Below are 12,980 nucleotides of genomic sequence, written 5' to 3' on the forward strand. Positions count from 1 at the left end.
GAATACTTAGAGGTGAAAAATCCCGGCTGTCGCATAACTACTTGTCTGATACGGGCAGCTAAAAATGTGTTTAGAACGATGCTTGGGGATTGTTACGTAGACGTTAAAAATAAGGCGGGTTGTAACGTGGAAGAATAGCTTAACAGACGTTGCAAAAAGACTGACCCAAAATAGTGCTACAGATGGTGCAACAAGCGGTCTAAAAACCCAAAAAGGCATGCACTAGGCATACCTTTTTAAGTCGCTTATCTGCATATGAGGCTATTCATCTCAATGTGAGATGGCTCAGATGCACTTTAAATCGTTTCTATTACGCAGTAGCCAAACGGTGGTTAGCATCTTGCAAGTGAGCTGCAGACACAACTCTCGCCTTGTCACTGTCACCCGCCATGATAGCTTCATAGATTCTACGGTGTTCATTGATACATGTGCTCCCCTCTTCAGAAGAGTGCACAATGAAGTTAATGAACATAGTTGTCAGAATGTTGCCAAATGGCAAGTAGAAGTCGTTACCTGTCGCATTGAAGATCAAGCTATGGAAACGAGTATCAATGTCTGTCCAACGTTCTTGGTCAAACACTTCAGCTTCATCCACTTCGACCATTTTTTGGAAGATCTCTGAAAGCTCAATACGTTGTTCAGCCGTCGCAAATTTGGCTGCCAGTGCACACGCTTCAGGTTCAATCGCACGGCGAAGACCTAAGAACTGTGAACAGAATTGGTCTACGTCGGTTAGGCCGTCCATCCATTCAATCAGTTGTGGATCAAGGAAGTTCCAGTATGCGCGGTCTACTACACGAGTACCGATTTTCGGGCGGGACTCTAATAGACCTTTAGAGGTCAATAGTTTAACTGCTTCGCGAAGTGCCGTTCGGCTGATACCAAACTGTTCACACAACGCCATTTCACCAGGAATAATAGAACCTTGCGGCAGATCACCAGACAAAATTCCACGAGCGATTTCGCGTGCTACTTGCACGTGCAGGCTACGCTTCGAGCCCGAAATTGAATTAAAAGTGCTAGCCATAAGTTCGCTTATTTATATGTTATGTTTATGTATTATTTAAGGAGCACTATAACAGTATTTCAACCTACAGCCAATTGAGTAAAATCAAAGCGGATAGTACCTATTAATTTATGCAATTAATCAAACACTTAGAAAGCATCTAATTTCTCTTAGCTAGAAACACTGTGTTACACCACTAACAAAACCCTCGCCGAGCATGTAGGTTCGTCATTCTCGTTTTCTCTGCTCGCTTCCAAAAACATCACTCAATTGGGCTAAAATAATGGAACCGAAAAACGGTTAGTTTATTCACTACACAAGTTAACCTAGTTCAAATTAATAGGTTCAAGTCGTCTACGTACTGCAAATTCAGACATAAGCTCTGTAGCTCCCAACGCTAATTCAATTCCATCAGAACCGCACTTCGTTGACCACAGTCCCTACCCCTTCAATCGTTACACTCACTTGGTCCTTGTCGGACAAAGCATAGGTTCTTCCCGGCGTTCCCATGAAAACAAGATCGCCCGGTTTGAGGGTAAAATAGTGGCTCAAGTAGCTGATGACTTTTGTAGGTTTGTGAATCATAAACGATGTATTCTCTTGTTGAACAACCTTGCCATTTACACGCGTGGTTAATTGCACGTTGTTATAATCGATACCACGAACAATCGTATTACCAACGGGGCCAAAGCCATCTGAAGCTTTCGCTCGAAGCCATTGTAAATCCGTGCCTTGCCAGCTTCTTTCTGTAATATCGTTGCCCACCGTGACACCAAAGATCGCTTGTTCGGCTTCTTCTTCACTGGCTTGACTGAGCTCTTTCCCAATCACAACCACCAGCTCGCCTTCAAAGTGAACATTTCTTGCTTTTGGTGGCACTTGAATCACTTCGCCTGTGAGAATCAAAGAAGAAGGAAGTTTAAGAAACATCGGCGGTGGTGCATCGGCGGTGGTGCATCGGCAGGTGAGGCTAAGTGGCTAGCGAAGTTCATCCCGACGGCGAAGACTTTCTCTGGTTTTGTCGGTAGTAACACCTCAACCGACTCTAACGGGATCGAATTTTTTGCTACCGAATATTCGCCAAAGAGATCGCCGCTGACCGGTAACACTGCGTCATTGTCTAGCTTTCCATAGCTGATTTTGTCTTGGTATTGATAACGGACGAAATGCTCACTGCTCACCTCAACATTCTTATTTTCTGCCGCCAATGCGACACCAGACATCGCAACTATTGCCAATAACCACTTCATCCTTGAATCCCTTTATTTTTAAATCCTAAATTATACTTTAGCCCACTCTGTAAGATTCGAAGGAAAAGGGCAGCTCCGTTGCCCCATCCTCTTTCCCCCTTCTTATAAAAGCAGCACGCATAAAAAAACCGAGCAACTCGCAGTGAGTTACTCGGTTTGACTTATTCCCGATGTTTTCAGTCGTTGTTGGTATCAACGAACGATTTTGCAATCACGACTGAATTCAATGTGATGCTTCGTTCCCGCAAAGCACCACATCAATACATGCCATCGTTAAACGGCATGTATGTTAATCATTTACAGTTGAGCAAATGATCCTTCCCACGAGTATGTCTCACCCACGAACTCAACAGTGTGAGTTGCTTGCTGCGTGTCTTCAGCTTGGTTTGAGATACCGTAGTGGTAAGTGTTGCCAGCAGTAGTCTGAATGCGAACAACAGTCCCGACACTGTTATGGCCCACAACAGACACTGATTTAACTAGACCACGAGCGCCTACAGAGGCTTCGATAGACTCGTTAAAGTAACCATGCGTTTCTAGTACAGAAGCAAACACGTGGTTTTGACCAGACTGACGTAAGATGAACGCAGGCTCACTCTTAAGGTTGAAGTCTGGATCGTTAGCACCAGTGCGAGCAAAAATCACTTCGCTGCCCGCATTCGCGCTGGTTACTAGGCTGTAGTAGCTGCTGTCATGTAGCCAGCTTACTAGAGAACCTTCTTCGTTCACTTTGCCTGAAGCCACGTTCCATAGGTGTTGGTAACCGTTGTCTTCACCTAATGGCTTAAGCGTTTTTTCCATGTTGTAATCGAAGTCAGTACGGATGATTTGACCAGAGTGGTGAACGGGTAGGTCGTACTGGTGTTCAGCGTCAGCTTCGATGCGGTATACATCAATCACTAGTGGCTTCTCGAACTCAGGAAGTTCAGCAAGAATCACGCTGCGTTGCATGTCTACGCCAGTGTAGTATTCAGAAATTGTGCCGCTCATGCCTTGTAGAGACTGGTCGTCTGCTACGAAGAAGTGCTTCTGACCAAACTTAGACTCAGCCAATGCTGTGTTGAAGTTGTTCTGCGTTTTCTGATCAACCGTTACTGTGTTGTGAGCAACCGTCTGCTTACAGTAAGACTTGTTCTCTGGAATGTAACGACCGCCAAACTTAGGCTCAACGTTTACCCAGCGACCGAAGCCGTAATCGTGCAGCACTTCGTGGCCACGGTTGAATACGCTTAGGTGCAGGCCATCGTAGTGACCGTGGTCTAGAGCCGAGTGGTACTGGTGATCAGAACCGTGTTGACCAAACCAGATCAACGCCATCGTGTCGTCATCTTGCTCGTCACGGTGACGAAGGATGCTTACGCCGCCTTTTTCGCCTTCAGGGCCGTCGGTTACAAACAGGCTACCCCAGTTGAATGCTTTGATGTCGTCTGCTGAATCAACCGCGTCAGACAATGTTTTACCTGAAGCATGAACCCAAACGTTTTGTTGGTGGTTAGCCATACCAAGCAGAGTTTCAGTCTGCTCGTAACGGTGGTAACACACAGACGTTGCCATGATAACGCCTTCATCGTTGATTGAGATTGTCTTCGATGAATCGTTCAGAGCTGGCAATGTACCGTCTGGGAATGCCGTTTTGAATACAGAGTAAGACGTTGTCTTGATCACTGAATCGTTGAATTCATAGATTCCAACCTCAGGCTGACGACGTTCAATCGCTTCTGCGAACAGGTAGATTGGACGCAGAGAGAAACGGTGGTAGTAAGGACCTTCCATGTAGTAGCCGTCTGGCGAAAACAGTTGGTCTAGTTGCGCTAAGAAACCGCCGCTTACTTTGTCTAGTTTCAGGCCGTATAGTGCTTTGTCTACAGACTCTTGATCGTTGATTGCGTAACCACAGATACCTACTGCTGCCACTGCCCATAAGCCGTGGTTGTGTACGATATCGAAGTCGTGTGCGTAAGTCACAACGAACATTTCGATCATTTGCTTAAGAAGATCGTCTTCGATCAGGCGCTTTTGCTCTTCAGAGATGGTGTGGTAGATGCAGCTGTACGCACAAGAAGCGTAAAGCATCCACATGTTCTCGTTCAACGTTTGGTGGAACAGCTTACCCGGAGGGTTAGAGTCACGGCTTACGTTGCTTTCAAGTGTTGGGTACACCGTCGCGTACGCTGTTAGCATATCAACGATGTAATCTCGGTATTTTGTTTCCTCAGTGATAAGGAACAAACGGCCTGCTAGATCCATATGGATGTAGTTTTGCTTATGACGATTGTGCTCGTAACCGCCGCCTTCACCGTGACCTGGTACTTCAATGCCAACTTCCGCCATGTAAGCGTCAGTTTGTTTAATGTCGCGAGTCAGTGCGTTACCTAATAGGCTATCCTTGCCAAGTTCTTTACGAAGTTCAGCTGCTTCATCAAAGTTAAGTAAAAGTGGTTGATAGCTCATTATTATTTCCCCTGCTCTGCAGTGCTAAGTTCTTCTGAATTCGTTTCTTGTAAAGTTGTCTCTACTGAGTAGAAGCCTTTCCAGCTGTATACTTTGCCATTCAGTTCTACTTTGTGTTCAGTGCTGTCAGTCGCGCCAAGTTGGTTGCTGATCATCACTGTCACGTTTGATTTCTCTGTGGTGATCTCAACTACCGAACCGACATTGGTGTGAGCCACGACTTTGATGTCTTTCACAACACCACGTGCATTGACAGATTGCTCGAATTCTTCGTTGAAATAACCGTGCGTTTCAACAACAGAAGCAAACAGTGTTGTTTCGCCTTTGCTGCGTAGAATGAACGCAGGCTCTGAACGTAGATTGAAACTTGGGTCGTTAGCGCCAGTGCGAGTAAATATTACTTCAGCATTATCGTTAGACGTTGCACCTAGCCATGTGTAGTAGGTGTTGTTTTGTAGCCAGCTTACAATTGCTGTGCCCTTCACTTCACCGCTTGCGACGTTCCATAGGTGTTGGTAACCGAAATCGTCACCTAGAGTGTTCAGCTCTTTGTTTGCTTGGTATTCAAAGTTAGTACGAACAATCTGACCTTGATATTGGTGTGAGTAATCGTATTGATGCTCGCCTTCGCCGCCTTTCTCAGAATCTAAACGGTAAAGGTCTAATAGTAGCGGAGATTCTATCTCTTCAAGGTTTAGCATGAACACGCTGCGTTGCATGTCAAAGCCTTGGTAGTGATCGTTAGCAAATGCACTCATACCGTTGATTTGCTCGTCTTCTACTTTGAAGAAGTGTGGTAAACCGTGTACAGCGTCTGCACGTTCAACGTCAAAGTTGTTCTGACATTTTTCATCAATCGTGACTGCGTTGTGAGCAATCGTTTGACGAGCGTAAGATTTGTTTTCGTCTAGGTAACGGCCGCCGAATTTAGGCTCCACGTTAACCCAACGACAGAAGCCGTATTCGCGTAGCACTTCTTGACCGCGGTTGAAGAAAGAAATACCCAGCGTATCAAAGTTGCCGTGACCCATGCCGTGTTGGCCGTAGTTCATCACAAGTTGAGAAACATCGCCTTTCTTATCCTGCATGCGGATAAAGCCTTGCGCGCCGTTGTGACCTTGAGGGCCTTCATTCAATTCAACACTAGGCCAGAAAGGCATGCCGATTTCTTTCTCCTCAGAAGCGGCTTCGTAGGCTTTAGATAGCTCAAGACCACATGGGTGCATCCATACTGCGTCTTGAATCTTCGCCATACCCAGAATATTTTGGTCTACGCCGTTTTCAGAAGAGTAATGCTTGCTGTAAACACTTACCGCAACCTGAACACCCATGTCTGTGATACCCATAGTACGAGAAGCATCATTCAGAGCTGGGAACTCGCCGTTCGGGTAAGCCGTCGCAAGCATCGCTTGTACTGTGTTACCAATCACGCCGCCTTTGTAGTTGTAGATATCAACTTCAGGCATATGACGGTGAATCACTTCAGCGAACACACACGTTGGACGAATCGCGTAACGGTGATAGTAAGGACCTTCCATGTAGTAGCCAGAAGGTGCAAATAGCTGAGAAACTTGCGCTAGGAAACCGCCAGTATCATTACGGTCGATGCCGTACACTGACATTTCTAGGTATTCACGTTTGCCTAAAGCAAGACCACAAATACCCACAGCGGCTACAGCCCAAATACCGTGATTGTGAATACGGTCGAAGTCGTGTGCGTATTTAACGGTGAACATTTCTAGCATGGGTTCAAAAATGCGAGACTCAATGTTGTCACGCTGCTCTTGTGTCAGTGTTGAAGCAACACAAGAGTAAGCTAAGCTTGAGAACATTAACCAGCAGTGTTCGTTTAGGATTTGGTGGAACAAACGACCTGTTGGGTTGGTGTTTTTCTGTACGTGGTAATCAAACGTTAGATATTTGTCTGCGTACTCTTCCAGTAATTCTGTAACAAAGTCAGCGTATTTTTGCTCTTTAGTGATCAAGAACATGCGACCAGCTAGGTTCATGTACGTGTAATTTTGCTTGTGGCGGTTATGTTCGTAACCCCCAGCTTCACCATGACCCGGGACATCAATAGGTAAACGCATGAATGCTTCTAGGTCTTTCGCGTTCGCTGCAATGGTTTTGCCCATTAAGCTAGAACGGCCCACTTCAAGATGAAGCTGTTCGATTTCAGCTTCAGTCAACAATACTGGTTTAGTCGTCATATTCTTTGTCACCCTCAATAAAGAGTTTATCTGCTTAAACTTTGATTAAATTTTCAAACTCCATATAAAGTAATACAATATTAGCTTTAATTATACCTATTCGTCGCCAAATGATGAGTAGAGTCACATAATTCACCGTAAGCCATTGATGCAGTTAACTAATGCCAGATACCAAGCAATTCTTAAGTTGTTGATTCATTTACGCTATATAAACTATCGCTTGATCAATATCACACAAATTTAGATATATTGTATTACAATTGAACTCATTCCCTTATGATGGATGCAAGTTAAGTAACACTTAAAAGATTTAAACAGATTAGGAGATACACAATGAACTCTTTCTTTATCCTAGATGAAAACCCATGGGAAGAACTTGGTGGCGGCATTAAGCGTAAAATCGTTGCTTACACTGACGATCTAATGGCAGTACACCTATGCTTTGATAAGGGCGCGATTGGCCACCCTCATACTCACGAAATTCACGACCAAATCGGTTATGTTGTTCGTGGTAGCTTCGAAGCTGAAATCGACGGCGAGAAGAAAGTGCTTAAAGAAGGCGATGCTTACTTCGCTCGTAAACACATGATGCACGGTGCGGTTGCACTAGAACAAGACAGCATCCTTCTTGATATCTTCAACCCTGCGCGTGAAGATTTCCTAAAATAATAACTAGCGCAACCTCAGTTGCTAAGGTAAGCATATGAAATCATTAAACATCGCGGTCATTGGCGAGTGCATGGTTGAGCTACAAAAGAAACAAGACGGGCTTAAGCAAAGTTTTGGTGGCGATACGCTGAATACTGCACTTTACTTGTCACGCTTAACAAAAGAGCAAGATATCAACACGAGCTACGTAACTGCACTAGGCACTGACCCATTCAGTACCGACATGTTAAAAAATTGGCAAGCGGAAGGTATCGACACGAGCTTAATTGCTCAGCTGGATCACAAACAACCAGGGCTTTACTATATCGAGACCGATGAAACTGGTGAACGCAGTTTCCACTACTGGCGTAGTGATGCTGCAGCGAAGTTCATGTTTGATCAGGAAGACACGCCTGCTCTTCTTGATAAGCTGTTCTCTTTTGACGCGGTTTACTTAAGTGGTATTACGCTGGCAATCTTGACAGAAAATGGTCGCACGCAGCTATTCAACTTCTTAGACAAATTCAAAGCTCAAGGCGGCCAAGTATTCTTCGACAATAACTACCGACCTAAACTTTGGGAAAGCCAACAAGAAGCGATTTCTTGGTACTTGAAAATGCTTAAGTACACAGATACGGCCCTGCTGACGTTTGATGATGAGCAAGAGCTATACGGCGACGAAAGCATTGAACAATGTATTACACGTACGTCTGAGTCTGGTGTGAAAGAGATCGTCATTAAACGTGGCGCGAAAGACTGCTTAGTGGTTGAAAGCCAAAGCGCTCAATACGTTGCACCCAACCCTGTAGACAACATCGTTGATACGACTGCCGCTGGCGACTCGTTCAGTGCAGGCTTCTTGGCCAAGCGTTTGAGTGGCGGTAGTGCTCGTGATGCTGCATTTGCAGGTCATATTGTGGCAGGAACCGTGATTCAGCATCCAGGTGCTATCATTCCTCTAGAAGCGACGCCTGATCTGTCTCTATAATTACGCACTTTAACTATTAATCAAGGGTTTGCTTAGTTGAAAGCAGGCCCACATTTAACGTGAGAAAGAATTCATGACGACATTAAATGAACAACTAGCAAACCTAAAAGTAATTCCTGTAATCGCGATCAACCGTGCTGAAGACGCTATCCCTCTAGGTAAAGCGTTGGTTGAAAATGGCATGCCATGTGCAGAAATTACACTACGTACAGAATGTGCAATCGAAGCGATTCGCATCATGCGTAAAGAATTCCCAGACATGCTAATCGGTTCAGGTACTGTACTGACTAACGAGCAAGTTGACGCATCTATCGAAGCTGGCGTTGATTTCATCGTAAGCCCAGGTTTTAACCCACGTACTGTTCAATACTGTATCGACAAAGGTGTTGCAATCGTACCGGGTGTTAACAACCCAAGCCTAGTTGAGCAAGCAATGGAAATGGGTCTTCGCACGTTGAAGTTCTTCCCTGCTGAGCCTTCAGGCGGTACTGGTATGCTTAAAGCACTAACAGCCGTTTACCCTGTTAAATTCATGCCTACTGGTGGCGTAAGCTTGAAGAATGTTGATGAATACCTATCGATCCCTTCTGTTCTTGCGTGTGGCGGTACTTGGATGGTTCCAACTAACCTTATCGATGAAGGTAAGTGGGACGAACTAGGCAAGCTTGTTCGTGACGCAGTTGATCACGTTAACGCTTAATCTGTTTTAGATTTGGTGATAAAGCCTCACTTCGGTGGGGCTTTTTGTTATCTGACGTTTATTGCGCTGACTAACCGTAAAACACGCTCAATCAACGTTCTGTTTCCCCATACCCTATCGCCGTTCTCCCTATGGCCTCGTACAGCTCCGTGACTAAGACAGGCAAGAACGAGTGATGTAAGGCTTTCAAGCGACCTCAGTATGCATCTAGCGAAGCGTTACTGGTGCTCCCTACCGCTTATCCAGCTCCTTATCCATCCCTTTATCCGACAATATTCCTTTTCAATACGTCGTCAAACATTTCTCATAGCATGCACTGAAGACCACAATAGACAAAGTGAGCCGAAAGAGTGTCCCGTCGTCCAGTTTAACGCCGACTCAGTGACAAACATTCCAAATACGCGTCTCTCTAGCACGAAAAAATTAATCAATAGCATGGAAAGGCTACAGAACCGCAGACAAACACAAAATAGCGAGGTGAAAACAATGAGCTACACTTGAAATCCTAATACAAGAATTTCCAGAATAGAGTTTCAAATTAACGTGAATGGCGTCGCACAACACACCAATTTGTAGCACATTTGTTACGGTTATAATTAAAATCTTATAGATAAAGTAAAGTAAGCGCTTTTGCTTATATTGTAATACATATAAACATTTAACCCTCACTTTATTTTATATCTAAAACAAAACACGCAACCAATTAAAACCAATTAAAACAATGACTTGATTAGTTACTTACCAATACCTAAAAAATCAATGCGACCTAGATCATACTAAAGACATATTGTAGTACAAATAAACCTTTGAACGCGTTAATCTAAGCCCAGTTAATTATGATATTTAAAAGGCTGAAAAGATGACTATCGATACTTTTGTTGTTCTCGCCTACTTCTTCTTTTTAATCGCGATTGGTTGGATGTTCCGTAAGTTCACCACCTCTACCAGCGATTACTTCAGAGGGGGCGGCAAAATGTTGTGGTGGATGGTTGGTGCAACTGCCTTCATGACACAGTTTTCAGCATGGACGTTTACAGGTGCCGCAGGACGCGCGTTCAATGACGGTTTCGTTATTGTAATCCTATTCTTAGCCAATGCTTTTGGCTACTTCATGAACTATATGTACTTCGCTCCAAAGTTCCGCCAACTTCGTGTGGTAACGGCGATCGAAGCTATTCGTCAGCGCTTTGGTAAAACGTCTGAACAGTTCTTCACATGGGCAGGTATGCCTGACAGCCTTATCTCTGCGGGTATCTGGCTAAATGGTCTAGCTATCTTCGTAGCAGCGGTATTCAACATCCCAATGGAAGCAACCATTGTGGTAACGGGTATGGTTCTAGTATTGATGGCAGTAACAGGCGGCTCTTGGGCGGTTGTTGCTTCTGACTTCATGCAAATGCTTGTTATCATGGCGGTTACGATTACTTGTGCGGTTGCAGCTTATTTCCACGGTGGTGGCCTAACTAACATCGTTGCAAATTTCGACGGCGACTTCATGTTAGGTAATAACCTTAACTACATGAGCATCTTCGTACTTTGGGTTGTGTTCATTTTCGTGAAGCAGTTCGGTGTAATGAACAACAGCATCAATGCTTACCGTTACCTATGTGCAAAAGACAGTGAAAACGCACGTAAAGCGGCAGGCCTAGCATGTATCCTTATGGTTGTTGGCCCACTAATTTGGTTCCTACCACCTTGGTACGTTAGTGCATTCATGCCTGACTTTGCATTGCAGTACGCTTCAATGGGTGACAAAGCGGGTGATGCAGCTTACCTAGCATTCGTACAGAACGTAATGCCAGCAGGTATGGTTGGTCTTCTTATGTCAGCAATGTTCGCTGCGACAATGTCTTCTATGGATTCAGGTCTGAACCGTAACGCTGGCATCTTTGTAATGAACTTCTACAGCCCTATTCTTCGTCAGAACGCGACTCAGAAAGAGCTGGTTATTGTAAGTAAGCTAACGACTATCATGATGGGTATTATCATCATCGCGATTGGCTTGTTCATTAACTCTCTACGTCACTTGAGCTTGTTCGATATCGTAATGAACGTAGGTGCGTTAATTGGCTTCCCAATGCTTATCCCTGTACTACTTGGTATGTGGATTCGTAAGACTCCTGACTGGTCTGGTTGGTCTACGCTAATCGTTGGTGGCTTCGTTTCTTACATCTTCGGTATCTCTCTTCAAGCAGAAGACATCGAGCACCTATTTGGTATGGAAACAGCGCTTACTGGCCGTGAATGGAGCGACTTGAAAGTTGGTCTTAGCTTAGCTGCTCACGTAGTGTTTACTGGTGGTTACTTCATCCTAACTTCTCGCTTCTACAAAGGCCTATCGCCAGAGCGTGAGAAAGAAGTTGACCAACTATTCACTAACTGGAACACACCATTAGTAGCTGAAGGTGAAGAGCAACAAAACCTAGATACTAAACAGCGTTCAATGCTTGGTAAGCTTATCAGCACAGCAGGTTTCGGTATCCTAGCAATGGCTCTGATTCCAAACGAACCAACAGGACGCTTGTTGTTCCTACTATGTGGTTCGATGGTACTCACCGTTGGTATCCTACTGGTTAACGCATCTAAAGCTCCGGCTAAGATGAACAACGAGTCAGTTGCTAAATAGCTAAACAGCTAAACAGCTAAAATAAGCAGCTAACAAGTTAAACCAAAATGAAGCCCATGTTATTCGATAACATGGGCTTTTTGTTTGTCTACGGTTTATCAAAATGGAATATGAAACACATCTTTATCAATGTTCACAAATCAATAAAGTTACCTATCTCCTGCCCTCGTTTTATCTTCTTTTACAACCTTTCCAATGGTTTGATCTCTTTCTCTGATTGTTTCTGTTACTTTGAATAACAACACAAACACAACAGATAATTACAATGAAAAAAACATCACTATTACTTGCTTCCATTACTCTGGCACTTTCTGGTGTAGTACAAGCTGACCAGCTAGAAGACATTCAAAAATCAGGTACACTTCGCGTCGGTACTACAGGCGACTACAAACCTTTTTCTTACTTCGACGGCAAAACCTACTCTGGTTATGACATTGACGTAGCCAAACATGTTGCAGAGCAGTTGGGCGTTGAATTACAGATTGTTCGTACCACATGGAAAGATCTACTGACCGATCTAGACAGCGATAAATACGACATCGCGATGGGCGGTATCACACGTAAAATGCAACGCCAGTTACACGCAGAACAAACTCAGGGCTACATGACCTTTGGTAAGTGTTTCTTAGTTGCGAAAGGCAAAGCAGAACAATACGACAGCATTGAGAAAGTGAACCTTTCTTCTGTGCGTGTGGGCGTGAATATTGGCGGGACTAATGAGATTTTTGCGGATGCTAACTTGCAAGACGCGAGCTTTACACGTTACGAGAACAACCTAGACGTTCCGCAAGCCGTTGCGGAAGGTAAAGTTGATGTAATGGTGACAGAAACTCCTGAAGGTCTGTTCTATCAAGTGACGGACGAACGTCTTGAAGCGGCACGCTGCGAAACACCGTTTACCAACAGTCAATTCGGTTACCTGATACCAAAAGGTGAACAACGCTTGTTGAACACAGTGAACTTCATTATGGATGAGATGAAATTGAAAGGCGTCGAAGAAGAGTTCCTAATCCACAACTCTCTTAAGTAACTCTTTACGATTTATACAGTGACAAAAAAGAGGCCAGCAATGCTGGCCTCTTTCGTTATGGTTTAATGGTT

General features: G+C 44.4%; 8 protein-coding genes and 1 pseudogene. 5 read left to right on the plus strand and 4 right to left on the minus strand.

The genetic code is table 11. The annotated features are described in order from the left end of the window. Positions 1-310: 310 nt before the first annotated feature. The 4 genes and pseudogenes from L3V36_RS15280 to L3V36_RS15295 all read right to left on the minus strand — a co-directional run bounded on the left by L3V36_RS15280 (position 311) and on the right by L3V36_RS15295 (position 6,917). Positions 311-1,027, minus strand: coding sequence for a FadR/GntR family transcriptional regulator (locus tag L3V36_RS15280; RefSeq protein ID WP_017091179.1), 717 nt, complete (start codon positions 1,025-1,027; stop codon positions 311-313). Positions 1,028-1,417: 390 nt separating this feature from the next. Next, positions 1,418-2,256 (minus strand): annotated as a pseudogene (locus tag L3V36_RS15285) (fumarylacetoacetate hydrolase family protein). Positions 2,257-2,553: 297 nt separating this feature from the next. Further along, entirely contained in the window at positions 2,554-4,707 is a 2,154-nt protein-coding gene (locus L3V36_RS15290; RefSeq protein WP_208775195.1) for a heparinase II/III family protein, read from the minus strand. Between the two features lie 2 nt (positions 4,708-4,709). Continuing rightward, positions 4,710-6,917, minus strand: coding sequence for a heparinase II/III family protein (locus L3V36_RS15295; protein ID WP_208775193.1), 2,208 nt, complete (start codon positions 6,915-6,917; stop codon positions 4,710-4,712). A 333-nt stretch (positions 6,918-7,250) separates the two neighbouring features. Here L3V36_RS15295 and L3V36_RS15300 point away from each other — a divergent pair, with 333 nt between their 5' ends. The 5 genes from L3V36_RS15300 (at position 7,251) to L3V36_RS15320 (ending at position 12,909) form a co-directional block, all read left to right on the plus strand. Beyond that, positions 7,251-7,586, plus strand: a complete 336-nt coding sequence (locus L3V36_RS15300; protein WP_004733502.1) for a cupin domain-containing protein — start codon at positions 7,251-7,253, stop codon at positions 7,584-7,586. A 34-nt stretch (positions 7,587-7,620) separates the two neighbouring features. Then, entirely contained in the window at positions 7,621-8,553 is a 933-nt protein-coding gene (locus tag L3V36_RS15305; protein WP_017077178.1) for a sugar kinase, read from the plus strand. Between the two features lie 73 nt (positions 8,554-8,626). Next, positions 8,627-9,253 carry a bifunctional 4-hydroxy-2-oxoglutarate aldolase/2-dehydro-3-deoxy-phosphogluconate aldolase gene (locus tag L3V36_RS15310; RefSeq protein ID WP_017069898.1) on the plus strand — a complete coding sequence of 209 codons (627 nt, stop codon included), beginning with the start codon at positions 8,627-8,629 and terminating at the stop codon, positions 9,251-9,253. 859 nt (positions 9,254-10,112) lie between these two features. After that, positions 10,113-11,879: a transporter gene (locus L3V36_RS15315; protein ID WP_017077180.1), complete on the plus strand. Its 1,767-nt coding sequence runs from the start codon at positions 10,113-10,115 to the stop codon at positions 11,877-11,879. A gap of 265 nt (positions 11,880-12,144) precedes the next feature. Continuing rightward, on the plus strand, positions 12,145-12,909 hold the full coding sequence (locus L3V36_RS15320) for a transporter substrate-binding domain-containing protein (protein WP_102447717.1): 765 nt from the start codon (positions 12,145-12,147) through the stop codon (positions 12,907-12,909). Positions 12,910-12,980 lie beyond the last annotated feature (71 nt).

The sequence above is a fragment of the Vibrio sp. G-C-1 genome (assembly GCF_021728015.1).
Taxonomy (GTDB): domain Bacteria; phylum Pseudomonadota; class Gammaproteobacteria; order Enterobacterales; family Vibrionaceae; genus Vibrio; species Vibrio splendidus.

What these genes read in the sequence shown, in the direction of transcription:
- L3V36_RS15315 (WP_017077180.1), top strand. Translation starts at nt 10,113, where the DNA reads ATGACTATCGATACTTTTGTTGTTCTCGCCTACTTCTTCTTTTTAATC.
- L3V36_RS15290 (WP_208775195.1), bottom strand. Translation starts at nt 4,707, where the DNA reads ATGAGCTATCAACCACTTTTACTTAACTTTGATGAAGCAGCTGAACTT.
- L3V36_RS15295 (WP_208775193.1), bottom strand. Translation starts at nt 6,917, where the DNA reads ATGACGACTAAACCAGTATTGTTGACTGAAGCTGAAATCGAACAGCTT.
- L3V36_RS15310 (WP_017069898.1), top strand. Translation starts at nt 8,627, where the DNA reads ATGACGACATTAAATGAACAACTAGCAAACCTAAAAGTAATTCCTGTA.
- L3V36_RS15320 (WP_102447717.1), top strand. Translation starts at nt 12,145, where the DNA reads ATGAAAAAAACATCACTATTACTTGCTTCCATTACTCTGGCACTTTCT.
- L3V36_RS15300 (WP_004733502.1), top strand. Translation starts at nt 7,251, where the DNA reads ATGAACTCTTTCTTTATCCTAGATGAAAACCCATGGGAAGAACTTGGT.
- L3V36_RS15280 (WP_017091179.1), bottom strand. Translation starts at nt 1,027, where the DNA reads ATGGCTAGCACTTTTAATTCAATTTCGGGCTCGAAGCGTAGCCTGCAC.
- L3V36_RS15305 (WP_017077178.1), top strand. Translation starts at nt 7,621, where the DNA reads ATGAAATCATTAAACATCGCGGTCATTGGCGAGTGCATGGTTGAGCTA.